Here is a 19,903-nt window from a genome sequence, read left to right on the forward strand (position 1 = left end):
CCGGGCCGATGGCCTGTGCAACCGGGTGGATCAGTGCTGACCAGTGCAAACAACGCCGGCTGGCCCGCGTATCCGCGCGGTGGAACACTCGGGGGAGAGCGGTGAGGAGCAACCCATGGGTGCCTCGACTGCGCCGGCGTCGGTACCGGCACCGGTACCGGTCCGGCTGGACGATTCCGCGTACCACGAGCTGGCGCGGTCCTTCCGGGGGAACCTGGTGCGGGCCGGGGACGCCCCGTACGAGGAGCGCCGGCGGATCTGGAACGGCGCCATCGACCGGCATCCCGCCCTGATCGCGCCGTGCACCGGTTCGGCCGATGTGGTGGCGGCGCTGAAGTGGGCCGGTCGGACGGGTGCGCCGGTCGCGGTGCGCAGCGGCGGGCACAGCTTCCCCGGGCATTCGGTCTGCGACGGCGGTGTGGTGATCGACCTGTCGCCGATGAAGGAGATCCGGGTGGACCCCGAGGCCCGTACGGTCCGGGTCCGGGCAGGGGCGCTGCTCGGCGAGCTGGACGCGGCGACGCAGCCGTTCGGGCTGGCGGTGCCGTCGGGGATCGTCACGCACACGGGCGTCGCGGGGCTCACGCTCGGCGGCGGGATCGGCTGGCTGAGCCGCAAGTACGGGCTGAGCGTGGACCAGCTGCTGTCGGTGGACCTGGTCACTGCGGGCGGGGAGCGGGTCACGGCCGGTGCGGCGCACGAGCCGGAGCTGTTCTGGGGGATGTGCGGGGCGGGCGGGAACTTCGGCGTCGTCACGGAGTTCACGTTCCGGCTGAACCCGGTCGGTCCGACCGTGCTCGCCGGTCCGGTGTTGTGGCCGGTGGAGGAGTCGCCGCGGGTGATGCGGTTCTACCGGGACTGGATCGCGGGGGTGCCGGACGAGCTGACGACGATCGTGGTCCACCGCAAGGCTCCGCCGTCGCCGGCGATCCCGCCGCAGCTGCACGGCCGGCCGGTGGTGATGGTGATCGCCTGCTGGGTGGGCGAGATGGCCGCCGGGGAGGAAGTGACGAGGCCGATGCGGGAGTTCGGGCGGCCGCTGCTCGACCTGTGCCGGCCGAAGCCGTACCTGGCGCACCAGGCGATGTTCGACGCCTCGTTCCCGCACGGCTGGTGGTACTACTTCCGGGGCTGCGGCCTCGACCGGCTCGCCGACGGCGCCCTGGACGCGATGGCGGAGTACGCGGGGCGGATCGCCTCGCCGCAGAGCGGTTTCCCGCTGTTCCAGCTGGGCGGTGCGGTCGCCCGGGTCGGTGAGGAGGACACGGCGGCCGCGGGCCGCTCCCTGGGCCACATGCTGAACATCAACGGGATCCGGGAGACGGCCGAGGGCTTCGCCGAGGAGTGCCGGTGGGTCCGGGAGTTCTGGGGCGAGATGGAGCCGTACCAGGCGGGCGTGTACGTGAACTTCCTGATGGACGAGGGCGAGCAGCGCATCCGCCAGGCCTACGGCTCGCGGGAGCGCAAGCTGGAGCGGCTGCGCGCCCTGAAGGCGCAGTGGGATCCGGGGAACGTGTTCCGCCTGAACCAGAACATCCCACCGGCGGGCACATAGCCGCGATCACCGGCTCACGGTCACCCGGCTCGCGATCGCCCAGCCCGCGATCACCCGGCTTGTGATCATCTCCGGCGCGGCTACGGGCACTCGCCGGGCGCCATGGTCACGCTGGGTGGCGGGATCACCATCCACCGAGCCGGAGGCGTAGATGAACCCGATGAACCAGCCCGTACCGACGTTCACGACCGCCGAGACCAGCGCACTGCACGACGTGCTGTGCGAGATCGTCGCCGACGGCGCCACCCCGGGAGGCGTGGTCGTCTGCGGTACGAGCCACGCCGGCGCCACGGCGGCCGGCGACCGCACCGTCCTTGCGGCCGGGGTCGTCTCCCCGTTCACCGGCCCCGGCACCCCCGACGAGCGCACCGTCTACGACCTCGCGTCCCTGACGAAGGTCACCGCCACCTGGCCGCTCGTCGGCCGCGCCCTCGACGCGGGCCTGCTCGACCTCGACACGCCCGTACGGGAGTTCCTGCCGCCGATGGACGGCGCGATGCCCAGCGGGGAGGCGACCGTACGGCAGCTGCTCTCGCACACCTCCGGCCTGCGGGCCGCCACCCGCTTCGACCTCTACGACCTGACCGGGCGCCCGCTGCACGAGCTGATCTGCCACGAGCTCATGGAGAACCTCCCCGGCACCCACCGCTACATCAACCGCGGCTACATCCTGCTCGGCCTGGCCCTCGCCCATGTGCACGGCCGGCCGCTGGACGAGCTCGCCCGCGACCTGTGGGCGGAGCTGGGCATGGACGACACCGCGTACGGCCCGGTCAAGCAGGAGGCCCGCGTCGCGCCGACCGAGCGGCAGGAAGGCCACGACCGGCTCTGGGGCGCCGTCCACGACGACAACGCGGCGATCATGGGCGGCGTCGCCGGGCATGCCGGGGTCTTCGCACCGGCGGCCGACCTCGCCACCTACGCCGAGCACCTGCTCGCCGGGCGCGAGAGCCCGCTCGGCCAGTGGTTCCGGATGAGCCTCGTCCCCCAGGCGGAGATCGAGCCGGGGCTGCGGCGCGGCCTGGGCTGGCTCCTCGGTGCGGGCGGGACGGTGGCCTACCACCACGGATTCACCGGTACGAGTCTCTACCTCGCCCCCACCACCGGCCGGTACGTGGTCATCGTCACCAACGCCGTCCACAACGGCGCCGCCGCCCGCATCCGGATCACGCCCCTGCGGGAGCGCGCCCACAAGATCCTCGCGGCCGGCTGACCCGCCGGAACGGTCAGGGCCAGACCAGGCAGTACGGCTGGTGCCCCGCCTCGTGCAGTCGGTGGCTGAAGTCCTGCCACTCGTGCAGCAGCTGGTAGACGTTGAACGCGTCGCGCGGCCCGCCCCGGTCGGGGACCGTGGACCAGATGAACGCCGCCGCGCCGACCGACTCCTCGCCGATGCCGCGCAGCGGGTCGACCACCGTCATCGGGAGCTTGACCACGGCGTAGTCGGGGTGGAGCACGACCAGCTCCAGCGGGGGCACCTTGTGCAGGGGTATGCCCTCGATGCCGGTCAGGACCATCGCGGCCACCGTCTCCGGCTTGATCTTGGTGAAGAGGCCGCCCATGCCGAGCTCGTCACCGCCGAGCTCCTCCGGCCGCATCGTGACCGGGACGCGGGCGGCCGTCGCGCCGTCGGGCGCGCCGAAGTACTTGTATGTCACGCCCATGCCGCGGCCCTTGGGCAGGCCGTCGGGGGACTCCAGCGGTCCCGGTACCGGATCGGCCGCGTCCGCTGCCCGGCGCCGGTGCTTGCCTCGGCGGCGGGCTTCGCGGGCCTCGCGGGCGCGCTGCGGGTCGAGGCCGTCCGTACCCTCGCCCGGTCCACCACCGCGTTGCATATCTCCACCCGACTGGTCTTGCCTGCCCCGGCCCCGTGGCCCCCGCCACGCAGCCTGATCATCATGGCAGTGACCTCCCCCGGGGCGGCGCGGTGAAACGCCCGTCCGCAAGTCAGTCGCGGCCTGATGAGACCATGGCTGGTGTGAGCTACCCGTACCCGTATGAAGCCAAAGTCTCGCAGACTCTCTTTGACCGCGCGTCCCTCGTGACGCCTGGCGGCGTGAACTCTCCGGTGCGTGCCTTTCGCGCCGTGGGCGGAACGCCCAGGTTCATGGTGTCCGGTACCGGTCCGTACCTGACCGATGCCGACGGGCGCGAGTACGTCGACCTGGTCTGCTCGTGGGGACCGATGATTCTCGGCCACGCCCACCCGGCCGTGGTGGAGGCCATTCAGGCCGCCGTCGCCCGCGGCACCTCCTTCGGCACGCCCGGCGAGGGCGAGGTCGCCCTCGCCGAGGAGATCGTCGACCGTATCGAGCCCGTCGAGCAGGTCCGCCTGGTGTCCTCGGGCACCGAGGCGACCATGTCGGCGATCCGGCTGGCGCGCGGCTTCACGGGCCGGGCCAAGGTCGTGAAGTTCGCCGGCTGCTACCACGGTCACGTGGACGCGCTGCTGGCCGCCGCCGGTTCCGGGCTCGCGACCTTCGCGCTGCCGGACACCCCCGGCGTGACGGGCGCGCAGGCCGGCGACACGATCGTGCTGCCGTACAACGACCTCGAACCGGTACGGGCGGCGTTCGCCGCGCACCCCGGCGAGATCGCCTGCGTGATCACCGAGGCCGCGCCCGGCAACATGGGCGTCGTGACCCCGGCGGCCGGCTTCAACCAGGGCCTCGCGGACCTGTGCCGCGAGAACGGCGCGCTGTACATCTCCGACGAGGTCATGACGGGTTTCCGCACCTCCCGCGCCGGCTGGTACGGCGTCGACGGGGTCAAGCCCGACCTGATGACCTTCGGCAAGGTCATGGGCGGCGGCTTCCCGGCCGCGGCCTTCGGCGGCCGCGCAGACGTGATGGGCCACTTGGCCCCGGTCGGCCCGGTCTACCAGGCGGGCACGCTCTCCGGTAACCCGATCGCCACCGCCGCCGGCCTCGCGCAGCTGCGCCTGCTCGACGCGGCCGCGTACGAGAAGGTCGACGCGGTCTCCGCGCAGATCCAGGGCCTGGTCACGGACGCGCTCGCCAAGGAGGGCGTGGCGCACCGGCTGCAGACCGCGTCCAACATGTTCTCCGTCTTCTTCACCGAGGACGAGGTCAAGAACTACGACGACGCCAAGAAGCAGGAGTCCTTCCGCTTCAACGGCTTCTTCCACTCGATGCTGTCGCAGGGCGTCTACCTGCCGCCTTCGGCCTTCGAGTCGTGGTTCGTCTCCACCGCCCACGACGAGCAGGCGGTCGAGCGGATCGCGGCCGCGCTGCCCGCCGCCGCCCGCGCCGCCGCGCAGGCCACCCCGGAGGCCACCGCATGAGCGAGATCACCGTCGTCCACCTGATGCGCCACGGAGAGGTGCACAACCCGGACGGGGTCCTGTACGGGCGCCGTGCCGGCTACCACCTCTCCGAGCTGGGCCGGGAGATGGCCGAGCGCGTCGCGGACCACCTGCAGAACCGTGACATCACGTACGTGGTCTCCTCCCCGCTGGAGCGGGCGCAGGAGACGGCGGCGCCGGTCGCCAAGAGCCACGGCCTGGTGCTGGCGAGCGACGCGCGGCTGCTGGAGGCGGAGAACGTCTTCGAGGGCAAGACCTTCGGCGTCGGGGACGGCGCGCTGCGCAAGCCCGCCAACTGGAAGCACCTGACGAACCCGTTCAAGCCGTCCTGGGGCGAGCCGTACGTGGAGCAGGTCGTCCGGATGACGAGCGCCATCGAGGCGGCGCGCGACGCGGCGCGCGGCCACGAGGCGGTGGCGGTCAGCCACCAGCTGCCGATCTGGATCGTGCGCAGCTTCGCGGAGAAGCGCCGGCTGTGGCACGACCCGCGGCGCCGACAGTGCACGCTGGCCTCGCTCACCTCGTTCACGTACGAGGACGACCGGCTGGTGTCGGTGGGCTACAGCGAGCCGGCCCGGGACCTGGTCCCGGCGCACCTGCTCGCGGGGGCGAAGCCGGTGAAGGGCAAGTCCAAGGCGTTCGGCGCCTAAAAACTCGTACAAGTCGTACGGGAATCGCCGCGCCGAGCCTCGACTTCGCTGAAAAGTCCGTTTATGTGACTATTCATGAGCGAAACGAAGCGCGACTTCACCCGAAGGGGGCTGCTCGGGCTCGGCGTGGCCGCGGTGGCGGCCGGTGTCGTCGGCTGCGGCGCCGGCGACCGCCCGGGCCGCCCCGGCCCCGGCGGTCCCGGCGGCGGCCCCGGTGCCTCCCCGTCCGCAGCCGCGGTCCGGCCGATCGGCGACGGCTCCACCGCCGACACCGGTCCGCAGCCCCACCAGCCGGCCAGGCCCGTACCGCTCCAGCCGGGCGAGACCCCGCCGCAGTTCGTGGTGTTCAGCTGGGACGGCGCGGGGGAGATCGGCAACGGCCTCTTCCCGCGCTTCCTCAAGCTCGCCAAGGACCACGGCGCGGCCATGACCTTCTTCCTCTCCGGCCTCTACCTCCTGCCCGAGTCGAAGAAGGACCTCTACAAGCCGCCGAACAACCCGGTCGGGGCCTCCGACATCGGCTACCTCAAGGACGAGAACGTCCGCAACACCCTGAACTGCGTGCGTCAGGCGTGGCTCGACGGCCACGAGGTGGGGACCCACTTCAACGGGCACTTCTGCGACGGCTCCGGCTCCGTGGCCCACTGGACCCCGGACGACTGGCAGAGCGAGATCGACCAGGCCGTGTCCTTCGTCACCGGCTGGCGGACCAACACCGGCTTCACCGACCTCGAACCGCTGCCCTTCGACTACCGCAAGGAGCTGGTAGGCGGCCGCACCCCGTGCCTGCTCGGCCAGGACAACCTGCTGCCCGTCGCGCAGAAGCTGGGCTGGCGCTACGACGCCTCCTCGCCCGGCGGCGTCCAGGTGTGGCCGGTGAAGAGGTCGGGCGTCTGGGACCTGCCGCTGCAGTCCATGCCGTTCCCCGGGCACTCCTTCGAGGTGCTGTCCATGGACTACAACATCCTCGCGAACCAGTCGAAGAACACCACCCGGGGCATGCCCTCCAACTACCCGGCCTGGCGCACCCAGGCCACCAGCTCCTACCTCGGCGGCTTCCGGCGCGCGTACGAGACGAACCGCGCGCCGATGTTCATCGGCAACCACTTCGAGGAGTGGAACGGCGGCATCTACATGGATGCCGTCGAGGAGGCCTTCAAGAGCATCTCGGACAAAAAGGACGTACGGCTCGTCTCCTTCCGGCAGTTCACCGACTGGATCGACGTACAGGACCCCAGGCTGCTCGCCCGGCTCCAGGAGCTGGCCCCGGGTCAGTCGCCGGCCGGCGGCTGGAACACCTACCTCTCCGCCGCCTGAGCAGCTGACCAGCGGCTCAGCACACCCCTCGGGGGGCGGGAAAGATCCGCAAATCGCTCATGCGAAACTTTTCACATGAGAATTGGCCGTGCGCTCCTGCTCACCGCGGTGACCCTCGCGAGCGCTCTGACCCTGTCGGCGTGCAGCGACGGCGGCGGCAAGCCGAACGGTTCCGCCGGCGGAAACTACGTGACCGGCGCCCGCGGCATCTCCACCGTCGCCAAGGACGTGCGCACCGACGCCCCCAAGCTGGACGGCGAGACCGTCGACGGCAAGACCCTCGACACCACCGAGCTCAAGGGCAAGGTCGTCGTCCTCAACGTGTGGGGCTCCTGGTGCCCGCCGTGCCGCGCCGAGGCCCCGAACTTCGCAAGGGTGTCGAAGGAGCTGGCCGACGCCGGCAAGGACGTCGCCTTCGTCGGCATCAACACCCGCGACACCAGCAAGCAGAACGCGACCTCGTTCGAGGAGAACTTCGGGATCACCTACCCGAGCCTGTACGACCCGGACGGGAAGCTGCTGCTCCGCTTCCCCGCCGGCACGCTCAACCCACAGGCCATCCCCTCCACGATCGTCCTCGACAAGCAGGGAAAGATCGCCGCCCGCACGCTCGTCGCGGTCAACGAGCAGCAGCTGCGCTCCATGATCGACCCCGTACTCGCGGAGCAGTGACCGCGTGGTCCCCGAGCTCCTCACCCTGGCCGCCGAGCCCACCGGCGTGAACACGACGGTCCTCGACGGGGCCCTGATGCTGGCACTGCCCATCTCGGTCCTCGCCGGACTCGTCTCGTTCTTCTCGCCCTGCGTGCTCCCGCTGGTCCCCGGCTACCTCTCGTACGTCACCGGCATCAGCGGGGCCGACCTCGCCGAGGCCCGGCGCGGCCGGATGCTGGCCGGCGCGAGCCTGTTCATCGTCGGCTTCACGGCCGTGTTCGTCTCCACCGGCGCGCTCTTCGGGTACTTCGGCGGCACGCTCCAGGCGAACCGGGAGATCATCTCCCGGATCCTGGGCGGTCTGGTGATCGTCCTCGGCCTCTTCTTCATGGGTCTGATCCCGGGTCTGACGATGCGGGAGTTCCGCTTCCACAAGAAGCCGACCGCGGGCCTGATCGGCGCGCCGTTGCTCGGCGTGCTGTTCGGCGTCGGCTGGACCCCCTGCATGGGCCCGACCCTCGCCGCGGTCAGCACGCTCTCGATCGACCAGGCCAGCGCCGGCCGCGGCGCACTGCTGACCGTCGCCTACTGTCTGGGCCTGGGCCTGCCCTTCATCCTCGCCGCGATCGCCTTCCGCAAGGCGCTCGGCGCATTCGGCTGGGTGAAGCAGCACTATGCGTGGGTGATGCGGATCGGCGGCGGCATGCTGGTCCTGACCGGTCTGCTGCTCGTCACAGGATTGTGGGCGAGCATCGTCGACGACATGCGCATCTGGACCCAAGGCTTCACGGTGGGGATCTGAGGACTACACGGACATGAGTACGACAGACAAGGCGTCCACCGAGGCGCCGAACCCGTCCGAGGACGCCGCGGACGCAAGCGAAGCGGCCGCCGGCGCGCAACTCTCCACCGCCCCCGCGGAGGACGCCGGCGGTCCCGTCGGCATCGGCGTGATCGGCTGGATCCGCTGGTTCTGGCGGCAGCTCACCTCCATGCGAGTCGCGCTGATCCTCCTCTTCCTGCTCTCCCTGGGCTCCATCCCCGGCTCGCTCGTCCCGCAGAACCAGGTCGACGCGATGAAGGTGGCCCAGTGGAAGAAGGACCACTCCTTCTGGGTCCCGGCCGCCGAGAAGCTCCAGCTCTTCGACGTCTACAGCTCGGTGTGGTTCTCCGCGATCTACCTGCTGCTGTTCATCTCGCTGATCGGCTGCATCGTCCCGCGCACCTGGCAGTTCGTCGGCCAGCTCACCGGCCGCCCGCCCGGCGCCCCCAAGCGCCTGGACCGGCTGCCCGCGTACGCGACGTGGCGTACGGAGAAGTCCCCCGACGAGGTCCTCGCGCAGGCGAAGACGATCCTCGGCGGGCGCCGGTTCCGTACCGAGGCCGGCGCGTCCGCGATCGCCGCCGAGAAGGGCTACCTGCGCGAGGCGGGGAACCTGCTCTTCCACGTCGCCCTGATCGTGATGCTGATCGCGTTCGCCTGGGGCCAGCTGTTCAAGTCCGAGGGCGGCAAGCTCGTCCTGCGCGGCAAGGGCTTCGCGAACACGCTGACCCAGTACGACGACTTCAAGTACGGCAGCTGGTTCGACCCCGACGACCTGTCGCCCTTCTCCTTCACGCTCGACAAGTTCGACGCCACGTACGAGGAGAGCGGCCCGCAGAAGGGCACCGCGCGCGACTTCAAGGCGTACGTGACCTTCAGCGACGGCGCGGACGGCGCCCCGCAGAAGCGCGAGATCCAGGTCAACAAGCCGATGGAGGTCGACGGGTCCAAGGTCTACCTGCTCGGCCACGGCTACGCGCCGGTCATCTCGGTGACCGACCCGACCGGCAAGGTGGTCTACAAGGACGCCGTGCCGATGCTGCCCTTCGACGCGAACCTGAGCTCCTCGGGCGCGGTCAAGGTGGCGGACGGCTACCGCGACAAGGACGGCAAGAAGGAGCAGCTCGGCTTCAACGCCATGTTCGTGCCGACCTTCGCCGGCGAGGGCAAGGGCACGATGCTCTCCCAGTTCCCCGACCTGAAGTTCCCGGTCCTCGCCCTCAGCGCCTACCACGGCAGCCTGGGCGTCGACTCGGGCCTGCCGCAGAACGTGTACCAGCTGAACACCTCCAAGATGCAGGAGTTCAAGGACCCCGACGGGCAGCTGTTCAAGAAGCGGCTGCTGCCCGGCGAGACCATGGAGCTCCCGAACGGCGCGGGCACCGTGAAGTTCGAGGGCGTCGAGCGCTGGGCCACCTTCTCGATCACCCGGCAGCCCGGCAGCGGCCTCGCCCTCTCGGGCGCGATCGCCGCGATCGGCGGCCTGGCGGCGTCGCTGTTCATCCGGCGGCGCCGGGTCTGGGTGCGCGCGGTGGCCGGCAAGGACGGCGTGACCGTCGTCGAGATGGCCGGCCTCGGCCGCAGCGAGTCGGCCAAGCTCCCGGAGGAGCTGGGGCAGCTCGCCGCCGCCCTCCACCAGCAGGCGCCCACGGCGCCCGACCAACCTGTCAAGGCAACTGTCGAAGGGGAGCGCGGATGACGCCGCTCGCAGCCGAAGTCAACGAGAATTTGGCGCAGATCAGCAACTACCTGGTCTATTCGTCGATGGCGGTCTACATGCTCGCCTTCTTCGCCCACATCGCCGAGTGGACGTTCGGCAGTCGCAGCAAGGTGGGCCGTACGGCCGCGGCGCTGACCGGCGCCAAGGCCGCGGCGGCCGCGGCGGCCGCCGCGCCCGCCGTCCAGGTGCGCGGCAAGGGCGGGACCGCGGTCCTCGACAAGCCGAAGGTCGTCACCCGCTCCGCCGCCGGCACCCGTGACGTCCCGGACGGCCCCGGCGCGGCCGGTGGCACCGTGAACGGCGACCTGTACGGCCGGATCGCGGTCTCGCTGACCACGCTGGCCTTCGTCATCGAGGCGGGCGGCGTCGTGGCCCGCGCGATGTCCGTGCAGCGGGCCCCCTGGGGCAACATGTACGAGTTCTCGGTGACCTTCTCCACGGTCGCCGTCGGTGCCTACCTGATGCTCCTGGTGCTGAAGAAGAACGTGCGCTGGCTCGGTCTGATCCTGGTCACCACGGTCCTGCTGGACCTCGGCATCGCCACCACCTGGCTCTACACCGACAGCGACCAGCTGGTCCCGGCCCTGCACTCGTACTGGCTGTGGATCCACGTCTCCACCGCGATCTTCTGCGGCGCCGTCTTCTACATCGGCGCGGCCGGCGCGGTGCTCTACCTCTTCCGCGACTCGTACGAGGCCAAGCTCGCCGGCGGCGGGCAGCCGGGCCGCTTCGCCACCTCGGTGCTGGAGCGGCTGCCCTCGGCGGCCTCGCTCGACAAGTTCTCGTACCGGATCAACGCGGCCGTGTTCCCGCTGTGGACGTTCACCATCGTGGCGGGCGCGATCTGGGCGGGTGACGCCTGGGGCCGCTACTGGGGCTGGGACCCCAAGGAGGTCTGGTCCTTCGTGACCTGGGTGGCGTACGCCTGCTACCTGCACGCCCGCGCCACCGCCGGCTGGAAGGGCCGCAAGGCCGCGTACCTCGCGCTCTTCGCCTTCGCCTGCTGGATCTGGAACTACTACGGCGTGAACATCCTGCTCAGCGGCAAGCACTCGTACGCGGGCGTCTGACGCGCAGGCGTCCGACCCGCGGGCGTACCGCCCGCGGGAGTGGGACGCTGGTGGCATGACGCTGACACCGGTGAGTCATGCCACCAGTGAGAGCCGCGGCGAGGGCCGCTGGCTGCTGCGCTTCGAGGTGCACGTGCCGAGTGGGTACGAGGCCGTGTGGCCCGCCCTGACCACGGCGGACGGGCTGCGCGGCTGGCTGGCAGCGGCGGACGTGCTGGAGCGCAGGCTCGGCGGGGCCGTCACCCTGCGCTGGCTGAACACCGGGACGACGGTCTCCGGCCACGTCACGGCGTGGGACGTCGAGCGGGTCGTCGAGTACACGGTCAGTGAGCACAGGCGGATCCGCTTCCACCTGGAGGCGGTCGGCACGGACTCCACCGTGATCCGCTTCCTGAACGAGCGGGCCGGCTCGGCCAAGGACCGCCTCGACTGCCTGGCCGGCTGGCACCACCACTTCGAGCTGCTGGAATCCGCCCTGCAGGGCCATCCGACGGACTGGTCCCGGTGGACCGACGCCCGCTGGGCGGAGCTGCGCGCGTCCTACGGGTCCTTCTCCAGGACGTAGGCGCTGCGCGCGTCCGGATCGCCGTAGAAGAAGTACAGCTCCAGCGTCTGCCGGTGGTCGCGGCGCATTTCGAAGGTCCACCTGTAGAGGTCGGGCAGGCGCAGGCGCACGTGCTGGCCGTAGTTCCAGCCGGCGGGCTCCCGGCTGATGAGCTTCCAGGTTCCGGTTCCGGAGAGCCGCCAGCCGTGGTCGTAGTCCCGCTCCTGCCCGTTGAGCAGGGTGACGGTGGCCGTTCCGTCGGCCCGGAAGACGACCTCGGTGCCCTCGACGCAGCGCCAGGTGCCGACGATCTCGTTGGCGCGGGCGTCGTAGACGGCCGGGGTGGAGCGGTGGGTGTGCGGATTTCCGCCGGCCATGGCGAGCAGGGCGGCGACGGCGACCCCGTACGCGAGCAGATTGCGCAGGATCGTGTCGACGACCCGCGGTCCCCCGCTGTTCCTCGGCATCCGCCCATTCTTGCAGCCGCCTTGAACGCGTTCAATGCCAGACGGGCCGCAGTGGCGGGAGGTCCCCGTCCCCGTTGAGCGCGCGCAGCAGACCGGTGAGCTCCCCGCGCAGGGTGGTGAGGTCGACGCGGGCGCCGAGCTCCGCCTCCAGCTCGTGCAGGATCCCTCCCGCGACGGCCAGGTGCTCGTTCGCGGCCCGGGTCAGGACCACCAGCTTGCGCCGGCCGCCCTCGGGGTGGGGCTCGCGCCGTACGTAGCCCCGCTTCTCCAGGTCGTCCACGAGCTGCCCGGCGGCCTGCTTGGTCACCCCGAGCCGTTCGGCGAGCTCGGTGGCGGTGGCCCCGGGGCCCTTGAGCGCCTGAAAGGCCATGCCGTGCGCGGGCCGCAGGTCCCCGTACCCGGCCTCGTCGAGGCGCCGGGTGAACTCGCCGATCAGCAGCTGGAACCCGAGCCCGAGCAGGAAGCCGAGCTCGATGCCGGTGTCTTCGTTTCTCGTCACGGAAAACATGGTGACACGACCGAGTCAAGCTGCTTTACTCGTGAGTGCAAGTAAAGCAGCTTGACTCAGGAGCGAGGGATCTCGACATGCACGTCATCACCACCTCACCCGACCACGTCACCACGACCCCCAATGCCGTCATGACCGGCCTGGCCGCCCCCAGCCGGGGCAGCTCCGAACTCAGCACCTGGCACGTGGCCATGACCGCCGGCGCCACCGGCCCCGAGCACTCCATCGACCGCGAACAGGTCTGGACGGTCGTCGCGGGCACCTTCGAGGTCACCTCGGCCGGCCGTACGGACAAGGTCGAGGCGGGCCAGACCCTGCTGCTCCCGCCGGACGTGCAGCGCCGTATCCACGCGCCGGAGGCGGCCGAGGCGTACGTCGCGATGCGCGCGGACGCCCTGGTCTCGGTTCCGGGAGAACCGGAACCCCGCGTCCTCCCGTGGGCCCGCTAAGGGCAGTTCCAGCCCCCAGCTCCTAGCCCCTTGACTCTTCTCAGTCCTTGTCCCTGTCGCGGTCCTCGCTGAGGGAGCGGAGGAACTCCGGGTTGTCGTCCGGCGCGACCCACTGCGTCCGGCGCGCCCGGCCACCGCCGACCGCGGAGCGCTGCCGGCCCGCGAACAGCCACACCACCGGCCCGACGATCGAGAACAGCAGGATGATGATCACCCAGACCACCTTGGGGAGGTGCCTGACCTCTTCCTCCGGCGTGTTCAGGCAGTCGATGAAGGCGTAGATGGTCAGCGCGATGATCAGCAGGAACGGCAGATAGCGCAGCACGGTGTGGGACCGACTCCCCAGCAGTGACGGGGGACCCGCCTCGGGCCCCGGTGACACTCCCAGGCTAGCCGGTGACGGATACTGGCCCCTATGGCTTACGACGATCTCCGCTCGCTGCTCCGGGCTCTGGAGCGGGATGGCGACCTCAAGCGCATCAAGGCCGAAGTCGACCCGTACCTGGAGGTCGGGGAGATCGTCGACAGAGTGAACAAGGCGGGAGGTCCCGCCCTCCTCTTCGAGAACGTCAAGGGCTCGGCGATGCCGCTGGCCATGAACGTCTTCGGGACCGACCGCCGGCTGCTCAAGGCCCTCGGCCTGAAGTCGTACGGCGAGATCAGCGAGAAGATCGGCGGCCTGCTCAAGCCGGAACTCCCGCAGGGCTTCATCGGCGTACGCGAGGCCTTCGGCAAGCTCGGCTCGATGGTGCACGTGCCGCCGAAGAAGGTGAAGGGCGAGTCCGCCCCCGTCCAGGAGGTCGTCCTCACCGGCGACGACGTGGACCTGGACCAGCTCCCGGCCCTGTTCACGTGGCCCAAGGACGGCGGCTCCTTTTTCAACCTCGGCCTCACCCACACCAAGCACCCCGAGACGGGCGTGCGCAACCTCGGCCTCTACCGCCTCCAGCGCCACGACAAGCGCACCATCGGCATGCACTGGCAGATCCACAAGGACAGCCGCAACCACTACGCGGTCGCCGCCAAGCGCGGCGAACGCCTCCCGGTCGCGATCGCCTTCGGCTGCCCGCCGGCCGTGACGTACGCGTCGACCGCTCCGCTGCCCGGCGACATCGACGAGTACCTCTTCGCCGGGTTCGTCGCGGGCAAGCGCATCGAGATGGTCGACTGCAAGACCGTCCCGCTCCAGGTCCCGGCCAACGCCGAGGTCGTCATCGAGGGCTGGCTGGAGCCGGGCGAGACGCTCCCGGAAGGCCCCTTCGGGGACCACACGGGCTTCTACACCCCGCAGGAGCCGTTCCCCGCGCTGAAGATCGACTGCGTGACGATGCGCAAGCGCCCGCTCCTCCAGTCGATCGTCGTCGGCCGCCCGCCCACGGAGGACGGCCCGCTCGGCCGCGCGACGGAGCGTTTCTTCCTCCCGCTGTTGAAGATCATCGTGCCGGACATCGTGGACTACCACCTGCCCGAGTCGGGCGGCTTCCACAACTGCGCGATCGTCTCGATCGACAAGAAGTACCCGAAGCACGCCCAGAAGGTCATGCACGCCATCTGGGGCGCCCACATGATGTCGCTGACCAAGCTGATCATCGTGGTGGACTCCGACTGCGACGTCCACGACCTGCACGAGGTGTCCTGGCGGGCGCTCGGCAACACGGACTACTCCCGCGACCTCACGGTCGTGGAGGGCCCGGTCGACCACCTCGACCACGCCTCGTACCAGCAGTTCTGGGGCGGCAAGGCGGGCATCGACGCGACGAAGAAGCTCCCCGAGGAGGGCTACACCCGCGACGGCGGCTGGCCCGACATGGTGGAGTCCGACCCGGCGACGGCGGCCCTGGTGGACCGCCGCTGGAAGGAATACGGACTGTGAGCCCGATCGGAGTGAGCGGCCCGGAGCTGTTCATCGGCACCGAGACCGCGTACGTGGCCTTCGTACGGCCCGAGATCGACCCGACCCAGCCGGACGTGGTGTTCGCCGCCCAGGAGGCGGGCGTGACGCCCGAGGAGTTCGCGGGCCCCGGCAACATCTGGGCGCTGATGCTCGACGTGGACGGCGAGGGGGACGGCTTCGAGCTGCCCGGCGCACGGGACGTCGAGGCGGACGACTTCGCGGAGCAGCTCCAGCGGGCCCTGGCCGCGGGTGAGCCGTTCACGGCCGAAGCCGGCAACTTCCTGCGCCTGGACGCCCGGCCGGTTGCAGACACGTGGCAGGTCACCGCATCCGTAACGCCTCCGGAGGGCCACGACAGCGGCCCCCGGACCCTGGAGCTCGGCGCGCTCCCGGCGGCGGAACTGCTCGCCGACCTCGAAGACTTCCGGAGAGCCCTCGCATGATGACGACCGCCGACGGAGTCATCGGCCCCGGTTCCGCGCCGCAGGCACCCGGCAAGGTGAAGGCGTTCCTGCGGCTCGTGATGATCGAGCACTCGGTCTTCGCGCTGCCCTTCGCGTACATCGCGGCGCTGACGGCCATGTTCCAGCTGGACCGGACCATGCACTGGGCCGAGCTGCTGCTCGTCACCGTCTGCATGGTGGGGCTGCGGACCTTCGCGATGGCCGCCAACCGGATCATCGACCGGGAGATCGACGCCCGCAATCCCCGTACCGCCGGCCGTGAACTCGTCACCGGCGCGGTGTCGGTCCGCTCGGCCTGGACCGGGGCCGGGATCGCGCTGGCCGTCTTCCTCGGGTCCGCGGCGCTGCTGAACCCGCTGTGCCTGGCGCTTGCGCCGATCGCCGTGATCCCGATGGTGGTGTACCCGTACGGCAAGCGGTTCACGAACTTCCCGCACGCGATCCTGGGCCTGGCCCAGGCGATGGGGCCGGTCGGCGCCTGGCTCGCGGTGACCGGCGAATGGTCCTGGGACGCGGTGATCCTGGGCCTGGCGGTGGGCGTCTGGATCGGCGGCTTCGACCTGATCTTCGCCTGCCAGGACGTGGCCGCGGACCGCGCGGACGGCGTGAAGTCGGTCCCGGCCCGCTTCGGCGTCCCGGCGGCCCTGTGGGGCGCGCGCGGCGCGCACGCGGTGACGACGGCCCTGCTGGCGTGGTACGCGGTCGCGACGGACGCGAGCCCCTTCTTCTGGGTCGGCCTGCTGGTGGTCGTCGGCGCCTTCCTGTACGAGCACACGATCGTGAAGCCGCACGACCTGTCCCGCCTGAACCGCGCCTTCTTCACGGTGAACGGCTTCATCGGCATGGCCCTCTTCGCCTGCGCCCTGGCCGACCTCGTGACCCGGGGCCTCACGCTGTAACGGGGGTCGGAGCCGAAAGCGGAGGAACGGGGCCGGCGGGATCCCGGTCAGGCCGTCCACCGAGCGCGGAGTCCATCGGCGCTCGGGGCACCTTACTCAGCGTCGTCCGCCGGTGGCCGGATAGTCTCGGAGCTATGACTGACGGCAAGCGCACCCCGTGGGTGGTCGGGGTTTCCGGGGCGTCCGGGACGCCGTACGCGGCGGCGGTGATCCGGGGACTGCTGGCGGCGGGGGAGAGCGTGGACCTCGTGGTCAGCCGCGCCTCGCGGCTGACCCTCCTCGACGAGACGGGAATCGCGTTCCGCGACGCGCACTGGCGGGACGATCTCGCCACCTGGCTGGAGCGCGGAGCGGACGGCAAGCCCGCGACCTTTGCACGGCCGGAACTGGACGATGTCCGCTACTGGGGCGCCGGCGACCTGGCCGCCGGGCCGAGTTCGGGCTCGTACCCCGTGAAGGGGATGCTGATCGTGCCGGCGTCCACGGCCTGCGTGGCGGGTGTGGCGCTCGGGCTGTCGAAGGACCTGCTCCAGCGCGTCGCGAGCGTGACGCTCAAGGAGCGGCGGCGACTGGTGGTCGCGGTGCGGGAGACCCCGCTGAACGGGCAGACGCTCAAGCATCTGGTGGCGCTGGACGAGGCGGGCGCAGTGGTGCTGCCCGCCTCTCCGGCGTTCTACGCGGGTGCGACGCACATCCAGGACCTGGTGGATTTCGTCGCGGGGCGGGTGCTGGATGCGGCAGGGGTGCCGCACCGGCTGTACCGCCGGTGGGAGGGGGAGCTCGGTGGAGCGTCCCGCCCCCGGGAGGCAAGCGGTGGCTAGCGAAGGAAGCAGCGCAGGAACCTGCGCAGCGACTAGCGCTTCTTGGCGCGGACAGCGCCCGGCTTGCGGGTCCGGTCGACGCGGTGGGCGGCGGCGGGCTGGTCGGTGCGGGATCGGTTGGCCAGCTCCTGGAGCTGTCGCATGTGCGCGTAGGCCATCTCGATCGTGTACACGGTGAACCACTCCTGATGTCGTCAGATCAGCGAGATCATCGCCGATCTGTTGAAAGATTCACAGGGTGTTGACCCTGTGCGCCTTTGATTCTATACGTAAACTTGCGGGATCGCCGAATAATGGAAGGCTCCAGGTATATGGACGCGGTGGATAGGCAGCTCATCCAGGCACTTCGTGAGAACGGACGTGCCTCGTACGCGGAGCTGGGCCGGCTCGTGGGCCTCTCCGGCCCCAGCGTCACCGACCGGATCAACCGGCTCGAATCGGCCGGCGTGATCACCGGCTACCGCGCGACCGTCAACGCGGCCTCGCTCGGTCTCGGCGTCACGGCGCTCATCGGCATCTCCCTCTCCGACGCCGCGGACCACGAGGACGTGGCCCGTCGCGTGCGCGACCTGGCGGAGATCGAGGACTGCTGGTTCATCGCCGGCGACGACTCGTACATGCTCAAGGTCCGGGCCGGCGACGTGGACGGGCTGGAGCGGATCATCCGCAAGCTCTCCGGCACCAAGGGCGTCTCGCGCACCCGTACCACCATCGTGCTCTCCACGAAGTGGGAGAACCGGGTCGGGGACCTGCCCGAAGAGGGCTAAGAGTACGGTGGGTGGCGGTTGCAGGCAGGACAGGACCCGTAGAGGAGACGACCGGAATGGACGCTGGGCTCAAGCGTGAGCTGGAGGACAAGGTTCGCTCCGGCGAGCGGCTGACCCGTGAGGACGGCATCGCCCTCTACGAGTCCGACGACCTGGCCTGGCTGGGCGGCCTCGCCCACGAGGTGCGTACGCGCAAGAACGGCGACGTCGTCCACTTCAACGTCAACCGCCACCTCAACATGACGAACGTGTGCACCGCCTCGTGCGCCTACTGCTCGTTCCAGCGCAAGCCGGGCGAGAAGGACGCGTACACGATGCGCATCGAGGAAGCCGTACGCCTGGCCAAGGCCATGGAGAACGACAGCCTCACCGAGCTGCACATCGTCAACGGCCTGCACCCGAGCCTGCCGTGGCGTTACTACCCGCGCTCGCTCTCCGCGCTGAAGGAGGCGCTGCCGAACGTCTCGCTGAAGGCGTTCACGGCGACCGAGATCCACCACTTCGAGACGATCTCCGGGATGTCGGCCTCCGACATCCTGGACGAGCTGATCGAGGCGGGTCTGGAGTCCCTGACCGGCGGCGGCGCGGAGATCTTCGACTGGGAGGTCCGCCAGCACATCGTGGACCACAAGACCCACTGGGAGGACTGGTCGCGCATCCACCGGCTGGCGCACTCCAAGGGCCTCAAGACCCCGTCGACCATGCTCTACGGGCACATCGAGGAGCCGCGCCACCGCGTGGACCACGTGCTGCGGCTGCGCGAGCTCCAGGACGAGACCGGCGGCTTCCAGGTCTTCATCCCGCTGCGCTACCAGCACGACTTCGTGGACATGAAGGACGGCAAGGTCCGCAACAAGCTCCAGGCCCGTACGACGATGGCGACCGGCGCCGAGGCGCTGAAGACCTTCGCCGTCTCGCGGCTGCTCTTCGACAACGTGCCGCACGTGAAGGTCTTCTGGGTCATGCACGGCGTGCAGACCGCCCAGCTGGCCCTCCAGCACGGCGCGGACGACATGGACGGCTCGGTCGTCGAGTACAAGATCACGCACGATGCGGACAACTACGGCACGCCGAACAAGCTCGGCCGTGACGATCTGCTGGAGCTGATCCGCGAGGCCGGCTTCCGCCCGGTCGAGCGCAACACGCGCTACGAGATCATCCGCGAGTACCCCGGCCCGGACGCGGCCCTGCGCGAGACCCCGCAGGCGATGCGCGTCTGACGCCGCCGACTTCGGACAAGGCCCCGGTCCCACGAGGACCGGGGCCTTGTCCGTTGCCCACCAGGGCAGGTAATGGATACTCCGCCCATGACCCTTACCTTCACCTTCGAGCCGACGGTCGACCGGGGGCTGCGCGACGGTCTCGTACAGCTGTGGACCGACGCCTCCAACGCGGGCGGGGCGGTCGGCTTCGTCCCGCCGGTGACCGCGGACGCCATCCGCCCCGAGCTGGCCAAGCACCTCGTGGCCATGGCCGAGGAACGCAACCGGCTCGTCGTCGGGCAGGACGCGGAGGGGCGGGTGCGCGCGGCCGCGTGGATCGGGCACAACGACCACGCGCTACAGCGGCACTGGGCCTGGGTCTACACCGTCATGCTCAGCCCCGAACTCCAGGGGCGCGGCGCGGGGCGGGCGCTGATGGAGGCCGTCGCCGACGCGGCGCGCGCCCTGGGCGGCCTCGACGCGCTGCGGCTCAGCTGCCGCGGGGGGCACGGGCTGGAGCACTTCTACGCGGCCTGCGGCTACAAGGAGGTCGGCCGCGTCCCGGGCGCCATCCGGGTGGCCCCGGGCGACGACCGCGACGACATCACGATGCTGCTGCCGCTGCACTGACCCCGGCGGGTGACCCCCGGCGGGTTTGTCCGTACCTGCGCCGTGCTTCACTGGACGGGCACGCAGTCGACCGAGTACGAGTACCGACGAGAGAGAAGGGGTCACCGTGTCCCTCAAGCCGAGCGCGACGATCCGCTACACCGC

23 protein-coding genes are annotated in these 19,903 nt (G+C 70.5%); 18 read left to right on the forward strand and 5 right to left on the reverse strand.

The window, feature by feature from the left end:
• The first annotated feature begins 115 nt into the window (after positions 1–115).
• Both ACIQU4_RS38020 and ACIQU4_RS38025 read left to right on the forward strand, forming a co-directional pair.
• Positions 116–1,555, forward strand: a complete 1,440-nt coding sequence (locus tag ACIQU4_RS38020) for an FAD-binding oxidoreductase (protein ID WP_403741071.1) — start codon at positions 116–118, stop codon at positions 1,553–1,555.
• 151 nt (positions 1,556–1,706) lie between these two features.
• Entirely contained in the window at positions 1,707–2,768 is a 1,062-nt protein-coding gene (locus ACIQU4_RS38025) for a serine hydrolase domain-containing protein (protein WP_403741073.1), read from the forward strand.
• A gap of 13 nt (positions 2,769–2,781) precedes the next feature.
• Here ACIQU4_RS38025 and ACIQU4_RS38030 read toward each other — a convergent pair whose 3' ends face one another.
• A complete protein-coding gene (locus ACIQU4_RS38030) occupies positions 2,782–3,219 on the reverse strand; it encodes a hypothetical protein (RefSeq protein WP_030161262.1) in 438 nt (145 codons plus the stop codon).
• A gap of 305 nt (positions 3,220–3,524) precedes the next feature.
• Here ACIQU4_RS38030 and hemL point away from each other — a divergent pair, with 305 nt between their 5' ends.
• The 8 genes from hemL to ACIQU4_RS38070 all read left to right on the forward strand — a co-directional run bounded on the left by hemL (position 3,525) and on the right by ACIQU4_RS38070 (position 11,679).
• Positions 3,525–4,859, forward strand: a complete 1,335-nt coding sequence (gene hemL / locus ACIQU4_RS38035) for a glutamate-1-semialdehyde 2,1-aminomutase (protein ID WP_403741076.1) — start codon at positions 3,525–3,527, stop codon at positions 4,857–4,859.
• Positions 4,856–5,530, forward strand: coding sequence for a histidine phosphatase family protein (locus ACIQU4_RS38040; RefSeq protein WP_403741078.1), 675 nt, complete (start codon positions 4,856–4,858; stop codon positions 5,528–5,530). The genes hemL and ACIQU4_RS38040 overlap by 4 nt, the downstream gene beginning before the upstream one ends.
• Positions 5,531–5,605: 75 nt before the next feature.
• Positions 5,606–6,847, forward strand: coding sequence for a hypothetical protein (locus ACIQU4_RS38045; RefSeq protein ID WP_403741080.1), 1,242 nt, complete (start codon positions 5,606–5,608; stop codon positions 6,845–6,847).
• A gap of 75 nt (positions 6,848–6,922) precedes the next feature.
• Positions 6,923–7,519, forward strand: coding sequence for a TlpA family protein disulfide reductase (locus ACIQU4_RS38050; RefSeq protein WP_403741083.1), 597 nt, complete (start codon positions 6,923–6,925; stop codon positions 7,517–7,519).
• 76 nt (positions 7,520–7,595) lie between these two features.
• On the forward strand, positions 7,596–8,303 hold the full coding sequence (locus ACIQU4_RS38055; RefSeq protein WP_385580661.1) for a cytochrome c biogenesis CcdA family protein: 708 nt from the start codon (positions 7,596–7,598) through the stop codon (positions 8,301–8,303).
• A gap of 13 nt (positions 8,304–8,316) precedes the next feature.
• Positions 8,317–10,023, forward strand: coding sequence for a cytochrome c biogenesis protein ResB (locus ACIQU4_RS38060; RefSeq protein ID WP_403741085.1), 1,707 nt, complete (start codon positions 8,317–8,319; stop codon positions 10,021–10,023).
• Positions 10,020–11,114, forward strand: coding sequence for a c-type cytochrome biogenesis protein CcsB (gene ccsB, locus ACIQU4_RS38065; protein ID WP_403741088.1), 1,095 nt, complete (start codon positions 10,020–10,022; stop codon positions 11,112–11,114). Before ACIQU4_RS38060 ends, ccsB begins: the two co-directional genes overlap by 4 nt.
• A 55-nt stretch (positions 11,115–11,169) precedes the next feature.
• Positions 11,170–11,679: an SRPBCC domain-containing protein gene (locus ACIQU4_RS38070; protein WP_403741091.1), complete on the forward strand. Its 510-nt coding sequence runs from the start codon at positions 11,170–11,172 to the stop codon at positions 11,677–11,679.
• On the opposite strand, the gene ACIQU4_RS38075 is transcribed toward ACIQU4_RS38070, so the two are convergent.
• Together ACIQU4_RS38075 and ACIQU4_RS38080 are read right to left on the reverse strand one after the other, a co-directional pair.
• Positions 11,655–12,125: a hypothetical protein gene (locus ACIQU4_RS38075; protein ID WP_403741094.1), complete on the reverse strand. Its 471-nt coding sequence runs from the start codon at positions 12,123–12,125 to the stop codon at positions 11,655–11,657. The two genes, ACIQU4_RS38070 and ACIQU4_RS38075, sit on opposite strands and share 25 nt — an antisense overlap.
• Positions 12,126–12,156: 31 nt before the next feature.
• Positions 12,157–12,624, reverse strand: coding sequence for a MarR family winged helix-turn-helix transcriptional regulator (locus ACIQU4_RS38080; protein ID WP_403741096.1), 468 nt, complete (start codon positions 12,622–12,624; stop codon positions 12,157–12,159).
• A gap of 86 nt (positions 12,625–12,710) precedes the next feature.
• On the opposite strand from ACIQU4_RS38080, the gene ACIQU4_RS38085 reads away from it, so the two are divergent.
• Entirely contained in the window at positions 12,711–13,082 is a 372-nt protein-coding gene (locus tag ACIQU4_RS38085; protein ID WP_403741099.1) for a cupin domain-containing protein, read from the forward strand.
• 40 nt (positions 13,083–13,122) lie between these two features.
• Here ACIQU4_RS38085 and ACIQU4_RS38090 read toward each other — a convergent pair whose 3' ends face one another.
• A complete protein-coding gene (locus tag ACIQU4_RS38090; RefSeq protein ID WP_403741103.1) occupies positions 13,123–13,407 on the reverse strand; it encodes a PLD nuclease N-terminal domain-containing protein in 285 nt (94 codons plus the stop codon).
• Between the two features lie 90 nt (positions 13,408–13,497).
• Between ACIQU4_RS38090 and ACIQU4_RS38095 the strand changes: the two genes are divergently transcribed.
• The 4 genes from ACIQU4_RS38095 to ACIQU4_RS38110 all read left to right on the forward strand — a co-directional run bounded on the left by ACIQU4_RS38095 (position 13,498) and on the right by ACIQU4_RS38110 (position 17,160).
• On the forward strand, positions 13,498–14,955 hold the full coding sequence (locus ACIQU4_RS38095; RefSeq protein WP_403741106.1) for a menaquinone biosynthesis decarboxylase: 1,458 nt from the start codon (positions 13,498–13,500) through the stop codon (positions 14,953–14,955).
• On the forward strand, positions 14,952–15,419 hold the full coding sequence (locus ACIQU4_RS38100) for a hypothetical protein (RefSeq protein ID WP_403741109.1): 468 nt from the start codon (positions 14,952–14,954) through the stop codon (positions 15,417–15,419). The genes ACIQU4_RS38095 and ACIQU4_RS38100 overlap by 4 nt, the downstream gene beginning before the upstream one ends.
• Complete coding sequence (gene mqnP, locus ACIQU4_RS38105; RefSeq protein ID WP_403741111.1) at positions 15,416–16,339, forward strand: menaquinone biosynthesis prenyltransferase MqnP; 924 nt, start codon at positions 15,416–15,418, stop codon at positions 16,337–16,339. The genes ACIQU4_RS38100 and mqnP overlap by 4 nt, the downstream gene beginning before the upstream one ends.
• 134 nt (positions 16,340–16,473) lie before the next feature.
• Positions 16,474–17,160, forward strand: coding sequence for a UbiX family flavin prenyltransferase (locus ACIQU4_RS38110; protein WP_403741114.1), 687 nt, complete (start codon positions 16,474–16,476; stop codon positions 17,158–17,160).
• Between the two features lie 32 nt (positions 17,161–17,192).
• On the opposite strand, the gene ACIQU4_RS38115 is transcribed toward ACIQU4_RS38110, so the two are convergent.
• Positions 17,193–17,333, reverse strand: a complete 141-nt coding sequence (locus ACIQU4_RS38115; protein ID WP_166682056.1) for a hypothetical protein — start codon at positions 17,331–17,333, stop codon at positions 17,193–17,195.
• Between the two features lie 138 nt (positions 17,334–17,471).
• Here ACIQU4_RS38115 and ACIQU4_RS38120 point away from each other — a divergent pair, with 138 nt between their 5' ends.
• The 3 genes from ACIQU4_RS38120 (at position 17,472) to ACIQU4_RS38130 (ending at position 19,759) form a co-directional block, all read left to right on the forward strand.
• A complete protein-coding gene (locus tag ACIQU4_RS38120; RefSeq protein ID WP_403741117.1) occupies positions 17,472–17,927 on the forward strand; it encodes an Lrp/AsnC family transcriptional regulator in 456 nt (151 codons plus the stop codon).
• A gap of 56 nt (positions 17,928–17,983) precedes the next feature.
• A complete protein-coding gene (gene mqnE / locus ACIQU4_RS38125; RefSeq protein ID WP_403741120.1) occupies positions 17,984–19,147 on the forward strand; it encodes an aminofutalosine synthase MqnE in 1,164 nt (387 codons plus the stop codon).
• 87 nt (positions 19,148–19,234) lie between these two features.
• On the forward strand, positions 19,235–19,759 hold the full coding sequence (locus tag ACIQU4_RS38130) for a GNAT family N-acetyltransferase (RefSeq protein ID WP_403741123.1): 525 nt from the start codon (positions 19,235–19,237) through the stop codon (positions 19,757–19,759).
• Positions 19,760–19,903 lie beyond the last annotated feature (144 nt).

The organism is Streptomyces sp. NPDC090741 (genome assembly GCF_044769045.1).
GTDB lineage: Bacteria > Actinomycetota > Actinomycetes > Streptomycetales > Streptomycetaceae > Streptomyces.